18 protein-coding genes are annotated in these 21,760 nt (G+C 63.5%); 7 read left to right on the forward strand and 11 right to left on the reverse strand.

From position 1 onward, the window contains the following. Positions 1-71: 71 nt before the first annotated feature. From lpxD to lpxB, 5 genes are read left to right on the forward strand one after another with little or no spacing between them, the layout of a single operon-like run. Positions 72-1,130, forward strand: coding sequence for a UDP-3-O-(3-hydroxymyristoyl)glucosamine N-acyltransferase (gene lpxD / locus NKG99_RS23740; RefSeq protein WP_352871145.1), 1,059 nt, complete (start codon positions 72-74; stop codon positions 1,128-1,130). Next, complete coding sequence (gene fabZ / locus NKG99_RS23745; protein WP_352871147.1) at positions 1,123-1,590, forward strand: 3-hydroxyacyl-ACP dehydratase FabZ; 468 nt, start codon at positions 1,123-1,125, stop codon at positions 1,588-1,590. The genes lpxD and fabZ overlap by 8 nt, the downstream gene beginning before the upstream one ends. 11 nt (positions 1,591-1,601) lie before the next feature. Continuing rightward, on the forward strand, positions 1,602-2,435 hold the full coding sequence (gene lpxA / locus NKG99_RS23750; protein ID WP_352871148.1) for an acyl-ACP--UDP-N-acetylglucosamine O-acyltransferase: 834 nt from the start codon (positions 1,602-1,604) through the stop codon (positions 2,433-2,435). Next, positions 2,407-3,324, forward strand: coding sequence for an LpxI family protein (locus tag NKG99_RS23755; protein WP_352871150.1), 918 nt, complete (start codon positions 2,407-2,409; stop codon positions 3,322-3,324). Before lpxA ends, NKG99_RS23755 begins: the two co-directional genes overlap by 29 nt. After that, positions 3,317-4,495 (forward strand): lipid-A-disaccharide synthase, encoded by a 1,179-nt coding sequence (gene lpxB, locus NKG99_RS23760; protein ID WP_352871152.1) that lies wholly within the window; start codon positions 3,317-3,319, stop codon positions 4,493-4,495. Before NKG99_RS23755 ends, lpxB begins: the two co-directional genes overlap by 8 nt. 75 nt (positions 4,496-4,570) lie before the next feature. On the opposite strand, the gene gltA is transcribed toward lpxB, so the two are convergent. Next, complete coding sequence (gene gltA, locus NKG99_RS23765) at positions 4,571-5,899, reverse strand: citrate synthase (RefSeq protein WP_352871153.1); 1,329 nt, start codon at positions 5,897-5,899, stop codon at positions 4,571-4,573. Between the two features lie 184 nt (positions 5,900-6,083). Beyond that, positions 6,084-7,508, reverse strand: a complete 1,425-nt coding sequence (gene gltX / locus NKG99_RS23770) for a glutamate--tRNA ligase (protein WP_352871155.1) — start codon at positions 7,506-7,508, stop codon at positions 6,084-6,086. Positions 7,509-7,610: 102 nt separating this feature from the next. Between gltX and NKG99_RS23775 the strand changes: the two genes are divergently transcribed. Then, positions 7,611-10,076: a ComEC/Rec2 family competence protein gene (locus NKG99_RS23775; protein ID WP_352871157.1), complete on the forward strand. Its 2,466-nt coding sequence runs from the start codon at positions 7,611-7,613 to the stop codon at positions 10,074-10,076. On the opposite strand, the gene lexA is transcribed toward NKG99_RS23775, so the two are convergent. The 4 genes from lexA to NKG99_RS23795 all read right to left on the reverse strand — a co-directional run bounded on the left by lexA (position 10,073) and on the right by NKG99_RS23795 (position 15,059). Next, complete coding sequence (gene lexA / locus NKG99_RS23780) at positions 10,073-10,825, reverse strand: transcriptional repressor LexA (RefSeq protein ID WP_352871159.1); 753 nt, start codon at positions 10,823-10,825, stop codon at positions 10,073-10,075. The two genes, NKG99_RS23775 and lexA, sit on opposite strands and share 4 nt — an antisense overlap. 445 nt (positions 10,826-11,270) lie before the next feature. Continuing rightward, on the reverse strand, positions 11,271-12,518 hold the full coding sequence (kynU, locus tag NKG99_RS23785; RefSeq protein WP_352871161.1) for a kynureninase: 1,248 nt from the start codon (positions 12,516-12,518) through the stop codon (positions 11,271-11,273). Positions 12,519-12,600: 82 nt separating this feature from the next. Continuing rightward, positions 12,601-13,437: a tryptophan 2,3-dioxygenase gene (gene kynA, locus NKG99_RS23790; RefSeq protein WP_027036649.1), complete on the reverse strand. Its 837-nt coding sequence runs from the start codon at positions 13,435-13,437 to the stop codon at positions 12,601-12,603. Continuing rightward, positions 13,434-15,059 carry an AMP-binding protein gene (locus NKG99_RS23795; RefSeq protein ID WP_352871163.1) on the reverse strand — a complete coding sequence of 542 codons (1,626 nt, stop codon included), beginning with the start codon at positions 15,057-15,059 and terminating at the stop codon, positions 13,434-13,436. Before NKG99_RS23795 ends, kynA begins: the two co-directional genes overlap by 4 nt. A 316-nt stretch (positions 15,060-15,375) precedes the next feature. On the opposite strand from NKG99_RS23795, the gene NKG99_RS23800 reads away from it, so the two are divergent. After that, positions 15,376-16,206: a hormone-sensitive lipase gene (locus NKG99_RS23800; protein WP_352871165.1), complete on the forward strand. Its 831-nt coding sequence runs from the start codon at positions 15,376-15,378 to the stop codon at positions 16,204-16,206. A gap of 49 nt (positions 16,207-16,255) precedes the next feature. Here the strand turns inward: NKG99_RS23800 and NKG99_RS23805 are convergent, their stop codons facing one another. From NKG99_RS23805 to NKG99_RS23825, 5 genes are read right to left on the reverse strand one after another with little or no spacing between them, the layout of a single operon-like run. Beyond that, on the reverse strand, positions 16,256-17,461 hold the full coding sequence (locus NKG99_RS23805) for a molybdopterin molybdotransferase MoeA (protein WP_352871167.1): 1,206 nt from the start codon (positions 17,459-17,461) through the stop codon (positions 16,256-16,258). Continuing rightward, complete coding sequence (moaC, locus tag NKG99_RS23810; RefSeq protein ID WP_352871169.1) at positions 17,461-17,943, reverse strand: cyclic pyranopterin monophosphate synthase MoaC; 483 nt, start codon at positions 17,941-17,943, stop codon at positions 17,461-17,463. Before moaC ends, NKG99_RS23805 begins: the two co-directional genes overlap by 1 nt. A gap of 2 nt (positions 17,944-17,945) precedes the next feature. Next, on the reverse strand, positions 17,946-18,758 hold the full coding sequence (trpC, locus tag NKG99_RS23815; RefSeq protein ID WP_352871171.1) for an indole-3-glycerol phosphate synthase TrpC: 813 nt from the start codon (positions 18,756-18,758) through the stop codon (positions 17,946-17,948). 3 nt (positions 18,759-18,761) lie between these two features. Further along, entirely contained in the window at positions 18,762-19,772 is a 1,011-nt protein-coding gene (trpD, locus tag NKG99_RS23820) for an anthranilate phosphoribosyltransferase (RefSeq protein ID WP_352871173.1), read from the reverse strand. Beyond that, positions 19,769-21,661, reverse strand: coding sequence for a SurA N-terminal domain-containing protein (locus tag NKG99_RS23825; RefSeq protein ID WP_352871175.1), 1,893 nt, complete (start codon positions 21,659-21,661; stop codon positions 19,769-19,771). Before NKG99_RS23825 ends, trpD begins: the two co-directional genes overlap by 4 nt. Positions 21,662-21,760 lie beyond the last annotated feature (99 nt).

Consider the following 21,760-nt stretch of genomic DNA (forward strand, 5'->3'; position numbering starts at 1 on the left):
GCGGCCAACGATGCTCCCGGGTCTTTCAGGTCCGGGAGAAATGTCCGACCTAGCTGGATATAGCTTCTGGAATGACCGATCCGGTGTTCTTCGCGCCATCACGCCGGTATACGGCGGGCGAAGTCGCGAATCTGACCGGCTCGGTGCTTGTCGATTCCGGCCACTCCGATATTTCGATCGAGGCGCTCGCGCCGGCCAGCGAGGGCGGCGAGAATGCGCTCGTCTTTGTCGACGGCAAGCGCAATTCCGCGCTGATGCCGTCGCTGCGGGCGGCCGCGGTCCTGTGCCCGGCGGAATTTGCCGGCAAGGCGCCGGCGGGCGTTGCCGTTCTGGTTCATCCGCGCCCGCAACAGGCCTTCGCCTTTGTCGGACGCCTGTTGTTTCCGAGGGCGGCGACGCCTGGGCCGATGACCAGTGAAACCGGTGTCTCGCCGCATGCTCATGTCGATGCGACCGCGCATGTCGAAGCCGGTGCCGTCATCGAGGCCGGCGCGGTCATCGGGCCGGGGGCTTCAATCGGCAGCGGTACCGTCATCGCGCCCAATGCGGTCATCGGACAATCCTGCCAGATCGGCCGCGACGGCTATGTCGGTCCGGGCGCCAGCATCCAGTATGCCTTGATCGGCAACCGCGTCATCATCCATGGCGGTGCCAGGATCGGCCAGGATGGTTTTGGCTTCGTCGGCGGCGCCAAGGGCCCCGAACGCGTGCCGCAGATCGGCCGCGTCGTCATTCAGGACGATGTCGAGATCGGCTCCAACACCACCGTCGATCGCGGCGCCATGTCCGACACGATCATCGGCCAGGGCACCAAGATCGACAATCTCGTGCAGATCGCCCATAACGTCCGCATCGGCCGCAATTGCATAATAGCCGGGCTTTCGGGTATTTCTGGGTCCGTGGTCGTGGGTGATAATGTCACCATGGGCGGCGGCGTCGGGCTTGCGGATCACCTGACCATCGGGACAGGGGCCAAGCTTGCCGCCAGAAGTGGATTTATGAGCAATGTCCCTGCAGGCGAGATCTGGGGCGGTTATCCGGCACAGCCGATGGCGGAAGCCATGCGGGAGATAGCCATGCTGCGCAAGCTCGCCAGGACCCGCAAACAGGGCGAGGGAGGCAATGGCTGACATGATCGCGTCGACGACGCTGGAAGCGGTCGACATCATGGGGCTGATGAAGCTCCTGCCGCACCGCTATCCGTTCCTGATGATCGATCGCATCGTCGAGATCGACGGCGACGAGTCCGCCATCGGCATCAAGAACGTGACCATAAACGAGCCGCATTTTCAGGGCCATTTCCCCGAGCAGCCGGTCATGCCGGGTGTGCTCATCGTCGAGGCGATGGCGCAGACGGCCGGCGCCATCTGCATCCGCAGCCTGGGCACTGAAAAGCCGTCGCTGGTCTATTTCCTGACCATCGACAACGCTAAATTCCGCAAACCGGTCGTCCCCGGCGACCAGTTGAAGATCCATGTCAAGAAAATCAAGAAACGCGGCAACCTGCTCAAATTCGCTTGTGAAGCCATGGTCGACGGCGCCAAGGCGGCCGAGGCCGAGATTTCAGCCATGATGGTCACCAGCGACTGACGATAATGCTTATGAAAATCAAGACATCCATCCATGCTTCCTCCGTTGTGGAGGAAGGCGCCCAAATCGGCCAAGGTGTGCGCATCGGGCCGTTCTGCCACGTCGGCGCCGATGTGGTGATCGGCGATGGCGTCGAACTGGTCAGTCATGTCTCGGTGATGGGCGCGACGTCAATCGGCGCCTTGACCAAGGTCTATCCAATGGCAACATTGGGCGCGCCGCCGCAGAACACCAAGCACAAGGGCGGCCGCACCACGCTGGTCATCGGCAACAACTGCACGATCCGCGAAGGCGTGACCATGCATCTCGGCACCGATTCCAGCCGCGGCGAGACGACAGTCGGCGACAATGGCAATTTCCTTGCCTACGCCCACATCGCCCATGATTGCGTCGTCGGCAACAACGCGACGTTCGCCAACGGCGCGACATTGGGCGGCCATTGCGAGGTCGGCAACAACGTCTATATCGGCGGCCTGACCGCCGTGCATCAGTTTGTCCGCATCGGCGACAACGCCTTTCTGGGCGGCTGCTCGGCGGTCGTCGGCGACGTCATTCCCTATGCCATCGCGGTCGGCAACCGCGCCAGCCTGCGCGGACTCAACATCATCGGCCTGAAGCGCTCCGGCTTGCCGAGATCCGAAATCCATGTGCTGCGCAAGGCCTACAGGATGATCTTCGATCGTTCCCGCACCGTCGGCGAGAACATCGAATTCGCCAAGGCGGAGTTCGCGTCGTCGCCGACCGCCATGAAGATCATCGATTTCATCACCAGTCGCGGCAAGCGGCACTACGCTGTGCCGTCGCTCAAGGGCGGCGATGGCGACGATGTCGATGACGAAGACTGAGACAGCGGCAGCGCGTCTTGATCTCCCGCCAGGCTCCAGGGTCGGCATCATCGCCGGCGGCGGCAGCCTGCCGGTCGAGGTCGCGGCCGGCTCGGCTGAACAAGGTTATCCGCCCTTCGTCGTCCTGATGGAAGGCGAGGTCGACCGCATCGCGGAGCTCTCCCATTACGAGCATGAAAGCCTCGCCCTGGAAGGTATCGGCTCGCTGATACCATTGCTGCGGCGGCACCGTATCACCCATCTGGTGCTTGCAGGCGAGATCAAGCGCAGGCCAAGACTGACACAGCTGCGTCCAAGTCTCAGCCTGCTCGCGGTGATACCGGTTGTTGTCGCGGCGCTGGCGCGTGGCGACGATGGCCTGCTGAAGGTCCTGGCGCGGGGCCTCGAAGCGCGTGGGATAAAGGTTGTCGGCGCCCACGAAATCGTGCCGAACCTTGTCGCCGCCGAAGGCGTCCTGACGAAAGCCGCGCCAAGGAAATCCGACTGGCGCGACATCGAGGCTGGCCTTGCCGCGGCAAAGGCCATAGGGGCGTTGGATATTGGCCAGGCGGCCATCGCGGTCGGCGGCCGTACCATCGCACTGGAAGGCATCGAGGGAACAGCGGGACTGCTCGACCGTGCGAAGCTGCTGCGTGGCCACGGCCGTATTGCCGGCAAGACCCGCGGTGTTCTGGTCAAGTGTGCCAAGCCCGGTCAGGAACTGCGCGCGGATCTTCCGTCCATCGGCCCACGCACGGTCGAAGCCGTGCATGCGGCCGGGCTTGCCGGCATTGCCGTCGAGGCGGGACGTTCGCTGGTTCTCGAAGGCCCGGAAACCATCGCACGCGCCAACGCACTCGGCCTGTTCATCATTGGCCTGCCTGCCGCGACGGAGCCACACAATGGCTGACAGGGCATTGAAGATCGCGATCGTGGCCGGCGAGGAGTCCGGCGATCTGCTCGGTGCCGACATCGTGCGTTCGCTCAAGCAGGCTACCGGGCGCGAAGTGCAACTCGTCGGCCTCGGCGGTCGCCATTTGCAGGCATTGGGGCTGGTCTCGCCATTCGATGCAGGCGAGATCGCCCTGATGGGTTTCAGCGCCATCCTGCGCGACCTGCCGCGCCTGATGCGGCGGATCAGCCAACTGGCCAAGACCGTTGCGGACGAAAAGCCGGACTGCCTCGTCACCATCGACAGCCCGGACTTTTCGTTGCGCGTCGCCAAGAAGGTGCGGGCGGCCAATCCATCGATCCCGATCATCCACTATGTCTGCCCGAGCGTCTGGGCGTGGCGGCCGGGCAGGGCGGCGGCGATGAAGCCCTATGTCGACCATATCCTCTGCATCCTGCCATTCGAGGTGAAGGAGCTCGAGCGGCTGGGCGGCCCGCAGGGCACCTATGTCGGGCATCGCTTGACGCATGATGCGGGCGTTCTCGCCGCGGCCAAGGCGCAGGACCTGCCGCGCGACCTTGCCGCGGACCGCGTGAAGACGCTGCTTGTCCTGCCCGGTTCGCGGCGCGGTGAGGTGCGGCGCCTGCTCGACCCGTTCGGCGAGACGGTATCGATGCTGCGCGCGCGAGGGCATCGCCTGCGCCTGCTGCTGCCGACGGTTCCGCATGTCGCCGACCTGGTCAAAGCCTCGGTCAACCGTTGGGATGAAAAGCCCGAGATCATCGTCGATCCGCAGCGCAAATGGCAGGCCTTCGGCAAGGCCGATGCCGCGCTCATCGCATCCGGGACGGTATCGCTGGAACTGGCGCTGGCGGGTGTGCCTATGATTTCTTGCTACCGGCTCGACCCGGTCGCGCGCGTCGTAGCGCCGTATCTGGTTTCTGTCTGGTCGGCACTGCTGCCCAATCTGATCTCGGATCGAGCGTTGATCCCGGAATTCTACAATGAGTACGTCAAGCCGAACAATCTGGCCCGCCAATTGGAAGCCTTGTTCGCCGACAGCGGCATGCGCGCCTGGCAGAAGCAAGGCTTTGCCGAGATCACGCGGCGCATGGCGACCGACATGCCCTCCGGCGAGATCGCCGCACAGGTGGTGATGCGGTATATCAAGAGAGCCAATAGCAAATAGGAAGAAGGCGGTTCTCACCGCCTCGGCCTATATAAAACTCCCTATTCGCTACTGGCTATTCCCTACTCGCTCTCATCACCGCTTGGCGATCGGCACGTAGTCGCGCTCGGGCGCACCGGTATAGAGCTGCCGCGGGCGGCCGATCTTCTGGCGCGGATCCTCGATCATTTCTTTCCACTGCGCGATCCAGCCGACGGTGCGGGCGACCGCGAACAGAACGGTGAACATGGTGGTGGGGAAGCCCAGCGCCTTCAGCGTGATGCCGGAATAGAAATCGACGTTCGGGTAGAGCTTCTTCTCGATGAAATAGGGATCGGTCAGCGCGATCTTTTCCAGTTCCATGGCGATGTCGAGCAGCGGATCGTCCTTGATGCCGAGCTCGCCCAGAACCTCGTGCGCCGTCTTCTGCATGATCTTGGCGCGCGGATCGTAGTTCTTGTAGACGCGGTGGCCGAAGCCCATCAGCCGGAACGGGTCGTTCTTGTCCTTGGCGCGGGCGATGAACTCCGGGATGTGGTCGACATGGCCGATCTCGCCCAGCATGTTGAGCGCCGCTTCATTGGCGCCGCCATGCGCCGGCCCCCACAGGCAAGCGATGCCGGCGGCGATGCAGGCGAACGGGTTGGCACCCGAAGAGCCGGCGAGACGAACGGTCGAGGTCGAGGCGTTCTGCTCGTGATCGGCGTGCAGGATGAAGATGCGCTCCATGGCGCGCGCCAGCACCGGGTTGATCTTGTACTCCTCGCACGGCACGGCAAAGCACATGTGCAGGAAGTTGGCGGCGAAATTCAGCTCATTCTTCGGGTAAATAAAGGGCTGGCCGATGTGGTATTTGTAGGCCATGGCCGCGATCGTCGGCATCTTGGCAATCAGCCGCATCGACGCCACCATGCGCTGGTACGGGTCGGAGATGTCGGTGGAATCGTGATAGAAGGCCGACAGCGCGCCGACCACGCCGCACATCACCGCCATCGGGTGCGCGTCGCGGCGGAAGCCGGTGAAGAAGCGCGACATCTGTTCGTGCACCATGGTGTGGCGCGTCACGCGGTAGTCGAAATCGTCCTTCTGCGCCTTGGTCGGCAATTCACCGTAGAGCAGGAGGTAGCAGACCTCGAGGAAGTCGCCGTGTTCGGCCAACTGGTCGATCGGATAGCCGCGGTGAAGCAGGATGCCGGCATCGCCATCGATGAAGGTGATTTCGGATTCGCAGCTTGCGGTCGAGGTGAAGCCGGGATCGTAGGTGAAGGCCCCGGTGGTGGTGTAGAGCGAAGCGATGTCGATGACATCAGGCCCGACAGAGCCGCTTCGCACCTTGAATTCATGGGTCTTGCCGGCGAATGCAAGGGTTGCCGTGGCCTCCTGGCTCTTGCCGCCCAAGTCCAGCTTTTTCGCAGCGTCGGTCATTGCAAACTCCTTCTTGTTTCCTCATGCCGGCAAAGGCAAAATTCTGCAGTGCGACACGTTGAGATCACCGCAATGCGCGTATTCGCCACCGCATTTCAGGAGGTGCGTGCCAGATTGGGCCAAGGCCTAATGTTGCACTGCGAAACCCGCCTTTCAATGCCAATCTTCTTGGGCCAGTTTGCTCCTAATCGATTTGATCTGCTATGCGCGCCAGGCTTTCCTCGCGGCCGAGCACGGCAAGCACATCGAACACGCCCGGCGAGGTGCTCTTGCCGGTCAAAGCGGCGCGCAAAGGCTGGGCCACGGCGCCGAGCTTGTGGCCGCCGGCCACTGCTACCTCGCGGATCACGGCCTCCGCCGAGGCGGCCGTCCAGTCGCTTGTAAGCCCGTTCAAAGCTTCGTGAGCGCCGCGCAGGATCTTGCGGGCATCGTCATTGAGCAAAAGGGCCGCCTTGTCGTCGATCGGCAGCGGCCGCGTGGCAAACAGGAAGGCCGCGCCATCGACGAGTTCGACCAGCGTCTTGGCGCGCTCCTTCAGACCCGGTAACGCGGCCAGCAGCTGCGCCTTGTTGCTGTCGTTCAGGCGCGCGGCCATCGCCGGGCCGCCTTCGAGATAGGGCAGGGTGGCGATGAAGATATCGAGCAGTTCGGCGTCGCTCATGCGGCGCATATGCGCGCCGTTGATCGCCTCCAGCTTGGCGAAGTCAAAGCGAGCCGCGCTTTTGTTGACATCACCGATGTCGAACCAGGAGATCATATCCTTGATCGACATGATCTCGTCGTCGCCATGGCTCCAGCCGAGGCGCGCCAAGTAGTTCAGCAACGCCTCCGGCAGATAACCCATGGCACGATAGGCTTCGACGCCGAGCGCGCCGTGCCGCTTCGACAGCTTGGCGCCGTCGGCGCCGTGGATCAGCGGAATATGCGACATCGAGGGCACGGCCCAGCCCATGGCGTTGTAGATCACGGTCTGGCGCGCGGCGTTGGTCAGATGATCGTCGCCGCGGATGATATGGGTGACGCCCATGTCATGATCGTCGACGACGACGGCATGCATGTAGGTCGGATTGCCGTCCGAACGCAGGATGATGAAATCGTCGAGATCCTTGTTGGGAAAGCGCACCTCGCCCTGGACGCGGTCGTGCACCACCGTCTCGCCCTCGGTCGGCGCCTTGATGCGAATGGCGCCCTTGGCGCCCGCGGGCGCCTCTGAGGGGTCACGGTCACGCCAGCGGCCATCATAGCGGGGCGGCAGACCCTTGGCTCTGGCGGCCTCGCGCATCGCCTCCAGTTCGGTCGGCGTGGCATAGCAATAATAGGCCTTGCCCATGCGCACGAGTTCCTCGGCCACCTCACGGTGGCGCGGCGCACGCTCGAACTGCGACACCGGCTCGCCGTCCCAGCTGAGGCCAAGCCAGGAAAGCCCGTCGAGAATGGCAGCGGTCGCGGCATCGTTGGAGCGCTCGCGATCGGTGTCCTCGATGCGCAGCAGCATCGTGCCGCCGGTGTGCCTTGCATACAGCCAGTTGAACAGCGCCGTGCGCGCGCCGCCTATATGCAGGTAGCCGGTGGGCGAGGGGGCAAAACGGGTGACGACCTTGTCGGACATGAAACTCTCGGAAACCATCTGAAGCGGGGTGCGGCTGCGCGGACTTTCGCGCGCCCGGCGTTCATGTAGCATAGGGTGTCGAGGGCGCAAGGGGCAGACCCGATGGCTGGACGAGGCTGGGGCTCGGATCAGGGCGAGGACGCTGTCATTGGCGTCAGCGAACGGTCCCTGTTTGCAGCGCCGCTGCCGGCTTCATTGCCGCCGCCATCGCCCCTCGTGCCGGATCCCGGCAAGGCGCCGTTGCAAACGGATGCCCCCGCCCCGGTTCCAGCTGCCGAAGCCAGCAGGATCGTGCGCGTGCGCCGGCAAATCGGCCGGATTTCGCTGCCGCGCCTGCGCCATGGCGTGACCATGGCGGCGGGCCTGGAACTCGACCGAGGCGTGGCCTTCCTGCTGGTGCCGGTCTGCCTGGCGAGCGGGGCGATCGGCTATTTTTCGCTGGCGGCGGAACCTGGCTTCGCAAAGCCTGTCGCAGTTGTCATCTTGGCGGGGCTGTTTGCGCTGGTCTCGCGTTCCTGGCCGAAAACCCATCTGTGCTTCATGGCGGCACTTTTGTGCGCGTTCGGCCTGCTCACCGCAAAGGTCGAGACATGGCGGGCGGGAACGCAGATGCTGGGCTCGGAAATCTCGACGCAAGTGACCGGCCGCGTCGTTTCGCTCGACCGGATGGAGAGCGGTCGTATCCGGCTGACCATCGACGTCACATCGACCGCAAGGCCGAAACTGCGCTATGCGCCGGAGCGGGTGCGACTTTCGGCGCGAAAGATCCCGGCGGACGTGATCGCCGGCTCCCTGATCACTGGATATGCCAAGCTGTTGCCGCCGACCGGGCCTGTGCGGCCGGACAGCTACGACTTCTCCTTCGACAGCTATTTCGCCGGCATCGGCGGCAGCGGGTTCTTTCTCGGCAATCCAAAACTTATCGTCACCGATGACGGCGACATGCCGCTATCGGACCGCCTTTCCTCGGGGATAGAAAAAGCCCGTGAAGCGATTGCCGACCACATCAGGGGCAGCGTCGGTGGCGCCGAGGGCGAGATCGCGGCGGCGCTGATCGTCGGCGTGCGCGCCGGCATTCCCGATGACATCAACGAAGCTATGCGGCGTACCGGCATCTACCACATCATCTCCATTTCCGGACTGCATATGGCGCTCGTCGCCGGCACCATCATGGGGTTGCTGCGCGGCGCCTTCGCCTTGTTTCCGGACTTTTCCGCGCGTCGTCCGGTCAAGAAATACGCCGCCGTCGCGGCACTGTTCTCGATCGCCGCCTATCTCATCATCTCAGGCATCGTCGTCGCCGCCGAGCGCAGCTTCATCATGCTGGCGGTGATGCTGATTGCCGTGCTGTTCGATCGGGCGGCACTCACCATGCGCAATCTAGCAATTTCGGCGATCGCCGTCATCGTGGTGTCGCCGCATGAAGTGGTCGGCCCGAGTTTTCAGATGTCCTTCGCCGCAACCGCGGCGCTGGTCGGCGCCTATGCCGGCTGGTCGGAGCATCGTGCGGGAAAGACGAGACCACCGCCGCCAAAGCGGTCGCTGCCTGGTTTCCTGACGCGAAAATTCCTGCTGGCGGCAGGCGGCCTTTCCATGACTTCCATCATCGCCGGCGGCGCCACTGCGCTGTTTGCCATCTGGCATTTTCAGCGTGTGTCGCCGCTCAGCCTGTTCGCCAATCTGGCGATCATGCCGATCGTATCACTGGTCGTCATGCCTTTCGCCGTCCTCAGCGCACTGGCGATGCCATTCGGCGCCGACGGCCCCTTTCTTTATGTAATGGGCAAAGGCCTGACGGCGATGATCGCGATGTCCGGATGGATTTCCGAGCGTTCGCCAGTCGACGCAATCGGCTTGATTTCGCAGCAGTCTGTCCTTCTGGTGGCGATTGCCCTTGTCATCGCGACGATGGCGACGACATGGCTGCGGCTGGCAGCTCTTCCTTTCGCGCTTGCCGGCCTGCTGACGGTCTCGGACACGCGCGCACCCGACGTGCTGATCTCGGAGGACGCAAGGCTGGTTGCGTTGCCGATCGGCGGCGGCGAACTCGCGGTCAGCCGGGCCAGGCCGAACGAATTCACCGTCGACAACTGGAAGCGTGCGCTGACATCCGAAAGCATCATCGTGCCGGAGGTGTTCGACGAAGGCGACGGTCAATTCGACGTCGCTGATGCGGCTGAAATGCCGCCGGGAGCACCGTTCTATTGCACTTCAGGCGTTTGCGTCGCCAGGCATCCGTCCGGCGCGTTCATTGCCTATGTCGAGGACCGAAAAGACACCTGGAAAGCCTGTGGTTTCGCCGACCTGATCGTCATCAATGACGCGACGGCCTATGACGCCTGTCACAACCCGCTGGTTCTCGTTATCACCAAACGGCAACTGGCCCGCAAAGGCAGTGCTGCCGTCTTCTTCGATCGCCAATCGGCGACCGCGCCGGCGACAATCAGCTTCGCCGTGGACAGGCCATATCGGCCCTGGCACGCGCAACGCAAGTTTTCACGCGAGGCGAGGGGACTGCCGCCCTTCAAGAGACCCGAGAAGCCAGTCGTTGAACCGCAGCTGCCTTAGTAGCGGCGGATCAGGCCAACGAGCTTGCCCTGCACCTTGACCCTGTCTGGCCCGAAAATACGGGTTTCATAGGCCGGATTGGCGGCTTCGAGAGCAATCGAGGCGCCCTTGCGGCGGAACCGCTTCAGCGTCGCTTCCTCTTCATCCACCAGCGCCACGATGATCTCGCCAGGGCTCGCCGTATCGGCATTGCGGATGATGACGGTGTCGCCGTCGAAGATGCCGGCCTCGATCATCGAGTCGCCCTTGACCTCCAGCGCATAGTGCTCGCCGCCCATGATCATGTCTGGCGGCACCGAGATCGAATGCGTCTGGTGCTGGATGGCATCGATCGGCACACCGGCGGCGATGCGCCCCATCACGGGGATCGACACGGCGGCGACCACGTCGTCGTCATTGCCTGCTGAAGACATCCGCGAAGACGCTGGCCTGATCTGCCGGCCAAGGCCGCCCTGGCCGAGACTGGCCTGACCAAGACTGCCCTGGATGACGCTTGGAGAGAACTTCTTTGCCGCGTTGAGGCCGGGTGCGATCGAGTCCGGCAGCCGCAGCACTTCCAGCGCGCGTGCCCGGTTGGGCAGCCGGCGAATGAAGCCGCGCTCTTCCAGTGCCGTGATCAAACGATGAATCCCGGATTTGGAGGCAAGGTCGAGCGCCTCCTTCATCTCGTCGAAGGATGGCGGAATGCCGCTTTCCTTCAGGCGTTCATGGATGAACATCAGCAGTTCGTGTTGCTTGCGCGTCAGCATGGCGGCCCCCAGGGTACCTGAAACCAGAATCGGAAAAACAAACCCAGAACAAACACTATCTGTTCCAGTTGTGTTCCGCAACTGTTTAAAGTTTAATGAATTTATTAAGGGGGTCGAAATTATTGGCGCTCGCCAGCGGGCCTCGTCGACGGCTGTATGCCGTCACAATGCGCTTGCCGGCATTGAAATTGTTATGGTTAATGGGCTGTGGCCCACCCTTGGCTCAAGCCTGGCATGAGCTGCCCATGGATCCGCGACGGGCGCATTTCCAGCTTTCCGGGCGTTCGTTTGCCGTGAACGAAACGAAGCCAAAATGCCAACCTTGGTTAATCTATTGCAGCCTGCGCTGGCTACCAGCGGCGAACGCATTCGCGAGCCGAAAAATTCGTCCTCCGTCATCCGACCTGGGGGCAAGACGCGACGACAGATCGTCGGGACGGCCGCGTCAGGTTACGGCCTCCTTGACGGCGAAACGCTGGTCCTTCCATGCACTCGTGCGCAGAATGTCTTCCAGCACCTCGACCGCCAGCCACACGTCCTTGTAGCCGACATAGAGCGGCGTAAATCCGAAACGGATGGTTGACGGCGCGCGGAAGTCACCGATCACGCCGCGCTCGATCAGCGCCCGCATGATTTGATAGCCATGATCGTGAAGGAACGACACCTGGCTGCCGCGCCTGGTCGCGTCGCGAGTGCTCTCCAGCGTGAGACCATAGGCGCCGCACTTCGCTTCGACGAGCTGGATGAACAGTTCGGTCAGCGCGACGCTCTTCTTTCGCAATGCCGCCATGTCGACGTCGTTCCAGATGGCAAGCGCGCCTTTGAGCGCCCGCATCGACAGGACCGGCTGCGTGCCGCACAGAAAGCGGCGGATACCGGTGCCGGCAACATAACCCCGTTCGAAGGCAAAGGGCCGTGCATGCCCCCACCAGCCGCTGAGTGGCTGGCTGATCTCGCCGTGGTGGCGCTGGGCGGCATAGATGAAGGCTGGCGCGCCCGGACCGCCGTTGAGGTACTTGTAGGTGCAGCCGACAGCGAAATCAGCATTTGCATGATCGAGCTCGACCGGCAGAGCGCCCGCGGTGTGGCAGAGATCCCAAACGATCAGCGCTCCGGCCGCATGAGCCTTGCGCGTCAGCGCCGTCATGTCGCGCAGTTCACCGGATTTGTAATTGACGTGGTTGACCAGCACCACCGCGACGCTTTCGTCGATCAGCTCTTCGATGGTTGGCGCGTCGACGCCCGCGAGGCGCAGCAAGGCGCCATCCCGGGTCGAGGCCACGCCTTCGGCGATGTACAGGTCGGTGGGAAAACTGTCACCCTCGGCGACGATGGCCAACCGGCCGGGCCGCATCTCCATCGCCGCATGCAACACCTTGTAGATGTTGGTCGACGTCGTGTCGCAGACGACGGTCTGGCCGGCCGCGGCTCCGATCAGACGTCCAAGCTGATCGCCGAGTTCGATCGGCATCTCGAACCATCCGGCTGTATTCCAGGCCCGGATGAGATCCTGGGCCCATTCCTGGGCCGCCGCTTGCTGCAGCTCGCCGAAAACGGCATGTGATGCCGCCCCAAGTGAATTGCCGTCGAGATAGATCACCCCCTCCGGCAAAATGTAACGATCGCGCATGGCACGCAGCGGATCCGTGGCATCCATCGCTTCGATCGCAGCGAGATCAGGAATTCCACTCATGGTCGTTCAGTCCTCGGTTGTTCGCGAAGGGTTCCCGCTGCAAGCGCGTCCCCTCGGTGTGCCTGTTCTCATTTCGATGATGTCAGAGCCGGGTGCGGACCGTCCACAGCTCCGGGAACAGCACGACCTCGAGCATCTTCTTCAGGTACGAAGCACCCGACGTGCCGCCGGTGCCGCGTTTCAGGCCGATGATGCGCTCGACCGTGGTGACATGATTGAAGCGCCAACGGCGGAAATAGTCCTCGAAGTCGACCAGCTTCTCGGCCAGTTCGTAGAACATCCAGTAGCGCTGCGGGTCGCGGTAGATGGTCTGCCAGGCGACCAGGACCTCTTCATTCTCGGTTCGCGTCTCACGCCAGTCCGTGCGCCTGGCATCAGCGCCGATATCGAATCCGTTGCGCGCCAGGAGCAGCAGCGCTTCGTCGTAGAGCGACGGCTCCGCCAGGATCGCCTCCAGCTTTCCGCTGAGGTCTGGCCGGTGCTTGTGCGGCCCGAGCATGGCGAGGTTGCGGTTGCCGGCCATGAACTCGATGGCGCGATACTGCCAGGACTGGAAACCCGAGGACTGGCCGAGCGCGTCGCGGAACTCGGTGTATTCGCTGGGCGTCATCGTCCGCAGCACGTCCCAGGCGTTGTTCAACTGCTCGAAGATGCGGGCGACGCGCGACAGCATCTTGAAGCTCGGCTCGAGGCGGTCGGCGCGGATCGAACGGATCGCGGCACCAATCTCGTGCAGGGCGAGCTTCATCCACAGTTCGGAGGTTTGATGCTGGATGATGAACAGCATCTCGTCATGCGCCGACGACAGCGGCGTCTGCGCCTCCAGCACCTTTTCCAGATGCAGATAGTCGCTGTAGGACATGCGCTCCTTGAACGACATCTGTGCGCCTTCGGACGCCGGATCGTATGGTTCGCTCAATTGATTTTCTCCGTGCGCAGCCGGAAGCGCTGGATCTTGCCGGTCTGGGTCTTGGGCAGAGCGGCGATGAATTTCACCGATCGCGGATATTTATAGGGCGCGATCGTTGCCTTGACGTGATCCTGCAGACGCTTGGTCGTCAATGCGTCAGGCGCTACGCCCTGCACCAGCACGACATGCGCCTCGACGATCTGGCCGCGTTCGGCATCGTCCGCGCCGATCACCGCGCATTCGGCGACGTCAGGATGCGACAGGAGTGCTGCCTCGACCTCGGGTCCGGCAATGTTGTAGCCGGCACTGACGATCATGTCGTCGGAGCGTGCGGCGAAATGGAAGAAGCCGTCTTCGTCCTGGGTGAAGGTGTCGCCGGTGAGGTTCCAGCCGTCGCGCACGTATTCTTTCTGCCTGTCATCGGCCATGTAGCGGCAGCCGGTCGGGCCTCGCACCGCCAGCCTGCCGGTTGTGCCGCGCGGCACCTCGCGCATCTCGTCGTCGACGATGCGCGCCTCGTAGCCGCCCACCGGCTTGCCGGTCGAAGCGGGCTTCATGTCGATGAGGCGGTTGGAGATGAAGATGTGCAGCATTTCGGTGGCGCCGATGCCGTCGAGAATCGGCTTGCCGGTCTTTTGCGTCCACTCCTCGAAAACCGGTGCGGGCAAGGTTTCGCCGGCCGAAACGGCGACGCGCAACGACGACAAATCGGCCCCTTCATCCATGGCCTTCAGCATGGCGCGATAGGCGGTCGGCGCGGTGAAGGAGATTGTCGCTTTGTAGGTCTCGATAATGTGGATCATGTTGGGTGGCGTCGCCTGTTCCAGCAGCGTCGCCGCCGCACCGAAGCGCAGCGGGAAGATGGCGAGCCCGCCAAGGCCGAAGGTGAAGGCGAGCGGCGGCGAACCGACAAAGATATCGTCCGGCGTCACCTGGAGGATTTCGCGGGCATAGGCGTCGGCGATGATCAGGAGGTCGCGGTGGAAATGCATCGTCGCCTTCGGCACACCTGTCGTGCCCGAGGTGAAGCCGAGAAGCGCGACATCGTCGCGGCCGGTGTCGACGGCGGTGAAGGTAACCGGCTTGTCGAGAGCGGCACGATCGAGTTCGGCATCATGGTTGGCGGTGCCATCGAAGCCGATGACCTGTTTGAGGAACGCGCTGTCCTTGGCGCAGGCGGTCATCTCGTCCATCAGCCTGGTGTCGCAGAGCGCGATGGTGATTTCCGCCTTGTCGACGATCTTGGCGAGTTCGCCGGCGCGCAGCATCGGCATGGTGTTGACGACCACGGCGCCGACCTTGGTGGCGGCCAGCCAGCAGGCGACCATGGCGGGGTTGTTGGCCGAACGGATCAGCACCCGGTTGCCTGGCCTGACGCCATAATTCTCGACCAGCGCATGGGCCAGCCTGTTCGTCCAGTCGGACAGTTCCTTGTAGGTGCGGCGGCGGCCATTGCCGATCAGCGCGGTGTGGTCACCGAGGCCCTTCTCGACCAGCCTGTCGGTCAGTTCGACGCCGGCGTTGAGGCGTTCGGGATAGTCGAAACCTTCGAGCAGGAAGTCCGGCCATTGCTCCGGCGGCGGCAAGTGATCGCGCGTGAACGTGTCGATATGCGCTGAAGGCCCAAGCATGTCGCCGCTATCCCGTCTGCTGCCTGGCCGGTGCGCGAGGCGCCTGGCCGGTGTGGTGGATTGGAAGTTCCTGTCCTTCGCGGGAGGCTTCGCGCCACCGATCGTGCCTGCTCGACGATGCCACCGAGAAAGGATGAGCATCAGCGGGGCAGGGCAGCACAGCAGACCTCCCATTTTGTCGGCTGTTCGTCATGGCAGGATCGCACCAGTCGAAATTTGTTTCAAGCCTAAAATGTTTTTGTTCCGGAGCATTGACGCATGGCGTGGCGGTGGCCATTGCTAGGTCACAAGCGATGCCGTTTTGGGGAGGGCGCAGATGTTCGAACGTCACATTGTCGATTGGGACGATGCCTATGCCAATGGCGCGAACATCGCCGGCAGCGACCGCTGGCCGGCCGCGTGGGCGGAGCCAGCGCAAGCATTTCGTGATGCGCTCGCGGTGGAGGGCCGGGCACGGCTCGACATCGCCTATGGTGACGGGCGGCGCAATCGGCTCGATCTTTTCTTTCCCAATGCCGCGCCCAAGGGGCTGGTGGTGGTCATCCATGGCGGTTATTGGCTGGAGACCGACAAGAGTTTGTGGTCGCACCTCGCCAATGGCGCGGTCAGCAGCGGCTTTGCCGTGGCGATGCCGTCCTACACACTATGCCCGGACATACGTATTGCCGGCATAGTCCAGGAGATCGGGGCGGCTGTCGGCAAGGCCGCGGCGATGGTCGACGGGCCGCTGATGCTGACCGGACATTCGGCCGGCGGCCATCTCGCCACCCGCATGATAACGACAACCACGCCTCTGGCGGCCGATGTGGCGCGGCGCATACGCCACGTCGTTTCGATTTCAGGCCTCCACGACCTGCGTCCGATCATGCGCACCGGGATGAACAAGGCACTGGCAATCGACGAAGAGGAGGCATTGGCTGAAAGTCCGGCGCTGCTGCGGCCAATGGATGGTGCGCGCATCACTTGCTGGGCGGGTGGTGGCGAGCGCGCCGAATTCCTGCGCCAGAACGCGCTGCTCGCCAACATCTGGACAGGTCTTGGCGCCACCACCAGCACCGTGGTCGAACCCGACCGGCATCATTACAGCATTGTCGACGGCCTTGCCGATCCAGCGCATCCGCTGACACTGACCTTGATCGCGGAATAGCACCGAGATCGTTTTCCATATTACTATTAATGGCTTGTCCGGCGATTCTTCAGCGCAGCATCAGCACGCTGCAGGCCTCGCCCGCGGCGGCTGCGGCGGCAAACGGCGCCCGCACGATCAGCCCGTTGGCGTCGGCCAGCATTTTCAGCATCGAGGAGTCCTGGATGCCGAACGGGGTCGCCACCAGCGCGCCGTCATCTTCCTTGACCACCGCCCGCACATAGTCCTGGCGCAGATCATTGGCCGGCATAGCGACGCCCAATCGTGCCGGGCGTATATCCTGGCGATGGTCGCGGCCACCGAGTTGTGCCAGCAACGGCTTCAGGAACAGCTGCGAGCAGACCAGGCTCGCGACCGGGTTGCCGGGCAGGCCGATGCACCTGATATCGCCGAGGCGGCCGAACATCAGCGGCTTGCCGGGGCGCATGGCGATCTTCCAGAAGCCGAGCTTCATGCCTTCGCCGGTCAGCACGTCATGGATCAGGTCGTGATCACCGACCGAGGCGCCACCAAGCGTGACGATGACGTCCGCGCCGGCAGTGACCGCCTTTTTCACCAAGGCTGCAATCGCATCCTTGTGGTCGGCGGCTATGCCGAGATCGAGCGCGCGGGCGCCGACCGATTGTGCTGTCGCGGCAACGCCATAGGCATTGGATGAGATGATCTGGTCCGGTCCGAGTTCGCTGCCGGGCGGCAACAATTCGTCGCCGGTGGCGATGATGGCGACCAGCGGCCGTTTCACCACGCTGACCCGTGGATGATTTGCCGATGCCGCCAGCGACAGCGCCGCCGGGTCGAGCACGCGGCCTTTTTCCAGCAGCACGTCGCCTTTTGAAAAGTCGAGGCCGAGGCGGCGGATATTGCGCCCTTCGGCGGTGGGTTCGATCACTTCGATGTCGCCGCCGCCGAGATCCCGGACATTTTCCTGGATGACGATGGTGTCGGCGCCTTCAGGCAGCGGTGCGCCGGTGAAGATGCGCACCGCCTGCGCCTTGCCGACCGCACCGCCAAAGCCGCGCCCGGCCGGCGCCATGCCGATCACCGAAAGTCGCGACGGCACCGACGCCACATCGACAGCGCGCACTGCGTAGCCATCCATGGCGGAGGCGTTGAAGGGCGGCTGGGTACGCAGCGCAACAACCGGTGCCGCCAGCACGCGATCCGCCGCCTCGAACAGGGGAACGCTTTCGCCGGCCAAAGGCCCTGCACCCTCGAGCAGGCACTCGAGCGCGTCGGCGATTGGTACAAGCGCCATCAGGCACCTGCCTTGTACGAGCCCGACTTGCCGCCGGTCTTTTCGACAAGCCGGATGCCGGAGATGACCATGGCGCGGTCCACCGCCTTGGCCATGTCATATATGGTCAGGCAGGCGACCGACGCGGCGGTCAGCGCTTCCATCTCGACGCCCGTCTTGCCGGTGACACGCGCCAGTGCGGTTACCTTCAAGCCGGGCAGAGCATGGTCCGGCTCGATGTCGACGGAGACCTTGGTCAGAAGCAGCGGATGGCAGAGCGGGATCAGTTCATGCGTCTTCTTCGCCGCCATGATGCCGGCGATGCGCGCGGTGCCGAGCACGTCGCCTTTCTTGGCGTTGCCGGCGAGAATCGTCTTCAGCGTCTCGGGTCGCATCGCGACAAAGCCCTCGGCGATCGCCGTGCGTGTCGTCTCCGCCTTGTCTCCGACATCGACCATATTGGCCTCGCCCTGGGCGTCGATATGGGTGAGGGCGGCCGTCATCGTCAGACCACCTCGGCCGCTGCCTTGCCCGTCAGCAGCAGGCGCGTGGCCGCGGTGACATCCTGTTGCCGCATCAGGCTCTCGCCGACCAGAAAGGTGCCGATGTCGCTCTTTCGAAGCCTGAGGCAATCATCATGCGAGAAAATTCCGCTCTCGCTGACCAGCAAGCGGTCGGCCGGCACCATCGTCGCCAGCCGCACTGAGGTATCGAGGTTAGTCTCGAACGTGCGCAGATTGCGGTTGTTGATCCCGATCAGCCGCGATGACAGCTTTAGCGCGCGCTGTGTCTCGGCCTCGTCATGCACTTCGACCAGCGCATCCATGCCGAGTTCGAACGCCGTCGATTCGAGGTCGCTGGCCAAGGCGTCGTCGACGCTGGCCATGATGATGAGGATGGCGTCCGCGCCCCAGGCGCGGGCTTCGTAGACCTGATACGGATCGAACAGGAAATCCTTGCGCAGCGCGGGCAGGGCGACGGCGGCTCGCGCCCTGGTGAGAAATTCCGGCGCGCCCTGGAAAGACGGCGCGTCGGTCAGCACCGAAAGACAGGCGGCGCCGCCTTTCGCATAAGCTCGCGCCAACGCTGGCGGATCGAAATCGGCGCGGATCAGACCCTTGGATGGGCTTGCCTTCTTGATCTCGGCGATCAGCGCGAAGGCGCCGGATCTGCGCTTCGCCTCGAGTGCGGCGAGAAAGCCGCGGGGCGCGTCCGCGTCCTTCGCGCGCGCCTTGATTTCGGCGAGCGGCACACGCGCCTTTGCCGCTGCGATCTCGTCGCGCTTGTAGGCCTCGATCTTGCGAAGAATGTCAGACACGCTCTATCCGTTCGAAATCTCGACCAGCCTGTCGAGCACTTGCAGCGCCCGGCCGCTGTCGATGGCTTGCGCCGCCGTCACGATGCCGTCGCCAAGCGTCGTCACCTTGCCCGCCACGACCAGTCCGGCGCCGGCATTCATCAGCACGGTGTCGCGATAGGCGCCGGCAGCGCCACCCAGCATATCGCGCAATGCCTTGGCGTTGTAGTCCGCGTCGCCGCCGCGCAACTCATCCTTGGTGTGGCGCGCCAACCCAACCGCTTCAGGGGTCAAGGTGAAGCTGCGTATCTCGCCGCCGATCAGTTCGGCGACCTGTGTCTCGCCGGTGGTGGTGATCTCGTCATAGCCGTCGCCATGGGCAACCCAGGCATGCTCGGCGCCCAGCGCCTTCAGTGTCTCGGCCACCGGCAGGATCCATTCCGGCAGGAACACGCCGACCATCTGCCGCTTGACGCCGGCCGGATTGGAGAGGGGCCCAAGCAGGTTGAATATGGTGCGGGTGCCGAGCTCGACGCGGGTCGGGCCTACATGCTTCATCGCCGGATGGTGCGCAGGCGCGAACATGAAGCCGACGCCGGCCTCGTGGATGCAGCGGCCGATGAATTCGGGCGAGATGTCGATCTTGACGCCGAGTGCAACCAGCACGTCGGCGGCTCCTGTCAGCGACGACAGGCCGCGATTGCCATGCTTGGCAACCGGCACACCGCTGCCGGCAATGACGAAGGCCGATGCAGTGGAAATGTTGACGCTGTGGGAATTGTCGCCGCCGGTGCCGACGATATCGATGGCGCCGTCAGGCGCGTCGACGCGCAACATCTTGGCGCGCATGGTGGCGACGGCGCCGGAAATCTCGCTCACCGTCTCGCCGCGCACGCGCAGCGCCATCAGGAAGCCGCCGATCTGGCCGGGGGTGGCGTCGCCCGACATAATGATGTCGAAGGCCTCGCGCGCTTCCTCGAAGGAGAGCGCGCTTCCGGTCGCGACCTTGGCGATATGGGTTTTCAGCGCGCTCATCTTGTCGAGGCTTGGGCGACTGCGGCCTGGTCGACGCGAACGTCATACTGCGTCTGCAGCTGCGCCACCAGCTGGTCGAGCAGATCGTCAGACATGCCGGAAGTGAAGGATTTCCGCGCATCGTCCGGCACCGAGCTGGCATCGGCTCCTGCGGGCTCGAACACTTCGGCGACCTTGTACAGGATCTGCCCGTCGCCGGTGGGCGAGGGGATCAAGCCGGTGCCGCCTTCGCCGACGCCGAACATCGCTGCCGCGCCTTCCTTGCCGAAATCGACATCGTCGGCCTCCCGCTTGACGCCGCGCTTGGTCTGTTTTTCCAGCTTCAGTTCGCCGGCGATGACGTCGAGCGTGGCGCCGGCCTTGAGCCGCTTTTCGAGCTCGTCAGCCTTGGCGGCCAGCCGCTTGGTCGTCTCCGCCGCGGTCCAGTCCGCGACGACTTTCTGACGAACCTCGTCCAGCGTCCGGTCACGAGCTGGCGTAATGGAGGCCACCTCATAGAAAACGAAGCCGTTATCCGCCGTGGTCAAGGCATCGTTTTCGGTGTTGGGTTCCGCGTCGAAGACAGCCTTGATCAACTCCGGTGATTGCGGCAGGTCCTTGACGATGCTTCCGTCGGGCCGCAGGCCGCTGCGGTCGATGGCGTCGATGGTGACGATCTTCAGCTTCAGCTTGGTAGCAGCATCGGCCAGCGAACCGCCGGCTGCGCGGGCGTCTTCGTAATTGTCACGCACGTCCAGAAGGATGCGGCTTGCCTCGCCCAGCGCCAGGTCCTTGCGGATCTGGTCGGACACTTCGGCGAGCGGCTTCACCACCTCGGGCTTGATCTCGGTAACGCGCAGCAACACCGGACCGAAGGCACCTTGCACAACCTGGCTGACTTCATTGGTATTGAGCGCAAAGGCCGCATCGGCGACCGCCTTGTCGGCGATCTTGTCCTTGGCCAGCGTGCCGAGCAGTGTGTCGGCCGGGATTTTGCCTTCCGCCATGACGAGCTTGTCGAATGTTGCACCGGTCTTAAGCGAATCGAGCGCGGCCTTGGCCGCATCCGGCGTCTTGAACACAAGCTGCTCGATGGTGCGCAGTTCCGGCGTGGTGTAGCGCGCCTTGTTCTTGTTGTAGTCGTCGCTGACCTGTTGGTCGGTGACGGCGGTGGTATCCATGATGTCGACCGGTTCGAGGCGGACATAGGAGAATTTGCGGTATTCGGGTGCGGCGTATGTCTTCTTGTTGGCTTCGAAATAGGCGGAAAGCACGCTGTCGGACGGCGCCTCGATCGGCTCGACCAGTGCCTTGGGCAGCGTCAGATACTCGATGGTGCGGTCTTCGCCGCGATAGAGCGCGACAGCCTTGAAGAAGGTATCCGGAGCTTTCAGACCATCAGAGACCGCCTCGACGATCTGCTGGCGGACCGCCACCTGGGCACGGTTCTTCAGATAGTCCTCCGGCCGCATGCCGATCTGCCGCAGCATGTATTCGAACGTTCTGCGGTCGAACTGGCCGCCCGGGCCCTTGAACGCCGGGTCTTCGCGCGTCAGCTCGGCCAGCCGGTCCCTGGAGAGGCCGAGACCAAGCTTGCGGGCCTGTTCGTCGAGGACCGCGCCCGAGACGAGCTGCGCCAGAACCTGGTTGTCGACGCCGAGCGCCTTTGCCTGTTCGTGGCTGAGACGCTGGCCGAACTGTTGCGACATAACGGCGAGCTGCCGATCATAGGCGAGACGGTATTCGTTGATCGACACCTTGGTGCCACCAGCGGTTATGACCGAATCATGGCCGGCGAAACCGCCCATCAGCCGCCCGGAAATGCCCCAGGCGGCGAAACTGACCACCAGCAGCGAAAGCAGCGTCTTCGCGACCCAGGTACCCGCCGCGCTTCTCAATACACCAAGCATCGTTACTTCCGATTTATGCGCAATTTCGCATGCGCCGAGTCTGAAACAAGCGCAATAGCGCCCTTCCGGTCCACTGTCGATTGCTTTGTGGGCTGATTT

It is taken from the genome of Mesorhizobium sp. M1409 (genome assembly GCF_040317535.1).
GTDB lineage: Bacteria > Pseudomonadota > Alphaproteobacteria > Rhizobiales > Rhizobiaceae > Mesorhizobium.

Excerpts from the sequence above, each read along its gene's own strand:
- lpxD (WP_352871145.1), top strand. The coding sequence starts at position 72 with ATGACCGATCCGGTGTTCTTCGCGCCATCACGCCGGTATACGGCGGGC.
- fabZ (WP_352871147.1), top strand. The coding sequence starts at position 1,123 with ATGGCTGACATGATCGCGTCGACGACGCTGGAAGCGGTCGACATCATG.
- lpxA (WP_352871148.1), top strand. The coding sequence starts at position 1,602 with ATGAAAATCAAGACATCCATCCATGCTTCCTCCGTTGTGGAGGAAGGC.
- NKG99_RS23755 (WP_352871150.1), top strand. The coding sequence starts at position 2,407 with ATGGCGACGATGTCGATGACGAAGACTGAGACAGCGGCAGCGCGTCTT.
- lpxB (WP_352871152.1), top strand. The coding sequence starts at position 3,317 with ATGGCTGACAGGGCATTGAAGATCGCGATCGTGGCCGGCGAGGAGTCC.
- gltA (WP_352871153.1), bottom strand. The coding sequence starts at position 5,899 with ATGACCGACGCTGCGAAAAAGCTGGACTTGGGCGGCAAGAGCCAGGAG.
- gltX (WP_352871155.1), bottom strand. The coding sequence starts at position 7,508 with ATGTCCGACAAGGTCGTCACCCGTTTTGCCCCCTCGCCCACCGGCTAC.
- NKG99_RS23775 (WP_352871157.1), top strand. The coding sequence starts at position 7,611 with ATGGCTGGACGAGGCTGGGGCTCGGATCAGGGCGAGGACGCTGTCATT.
- lexA (WP_352871159.1), bottom strand. The coding sequence starts at position 10,825 with ATGCTGACGCGCAAGCAACACGAACTGCTGATGTTCATCCATGAACGC.
- kynU (WP_352871161.1), bottom strand. The coding sequence starts at position 12,518 with ATGAGTGGAATTCCTGATCTCGCTGCGATCGAAGCGATGGATGCCACG.
- NKG99_RS23795 (WP_352871163.1), bottom strand. The coding sequence starts at position 15,059 with ATGCTTGGGCCTTCAGCGCATATCGACACGTTCACGCGCGATCACTTG.
- NKG99_RS23800 (WP_352871165.1), top strand. The coding sequence starts at position 15,376 with ATGTTCGAACGTCACATTGTCGATTGGGACGATGCCTATGCCAATGGC.
- NKG99_RS23805 (WP_352871167.1), bottom strand. The coding sequence starts at position 17,461 with ATGGCGCTTGTACCAATCGCCGACGCGCTCGAGTGCCTGCTCGAGGGT.
- moaC (WP_352871169.1), bottom strand. The coding sequence starts at position 17,943 with ATGACGGCCGCCCTCACCCATATCGACGCCCAGGGCGAGGCCAATATG.
- trpD (WP_352871173.1), bottom strand. The coding sequence starts at position 19,772 with ATGAGCGCGCTGAAAACCCATATCGCCAAGGTCGCGACCGGAAGCGCG.
- NKG99_RS23825 (WP_352871175.1), bottom strand. The coding sequence starts at position 21,661 with ATGCTTGGTGTATTGAGAAGCGCGGCGGGTACCTGGGTCGCGAAGACG.